Source organism: Citrobacter sp. TBCS-14, assembly GCF_005280805.1.
Taxonomy (GTDB): Bacteria; Pseudomonadota; Gammaproteobacteria; order Enterobacterales; family Enterobacteriaceae; genus Citrobacter; species Citrobacter gillenii.
In genome coordinates this window covers 1-223 of sequence record NZ_SZWM01001204.1, presented here as the reverse complement: position 1 = coordinate 223, position 223 = coordinate 1, and the positions used below count along the sequence as shown (strand labels likewise).

Here is a 223-nt window from a genome sequence, read left to right as displayed (position 1 = left end):
GACTATGGCTACGATTCATGTAGACGGCAAAGAATATGAGGTCAATGGAGCGGACAACCTGCTGGAAGCTTGTCTGTCTCTCGGCCTTGATATTCCATACTTTTGCTGGCACCCGGCGCTGGGCAGCGTCGGTGCTTGCCGCCAGTGTGCGGTGAAGCAATATCAGAACGCGGAAGACACGCGTGGTCGCCTGGTGATGTCTTGTATGACACCGGCCACCGAA

Annotated in this window: 1 protein-coding gene; it reads left to right on the top strand. The window is 55.6% G+C overall.

Annotated features, from left to right (window positions below):
* Nucleotides 1-4 precede the first annotated feature (4 nt).
* Nucleotides 5-223, top strand: a 219-nt coding sequence (locus FDX22_RS26285; protein ID WP_146718008.1) for a 2Fe-2S iron-sulfur cluster-binding protein, incomplete at its 3' end; no start/stop codon positions are given.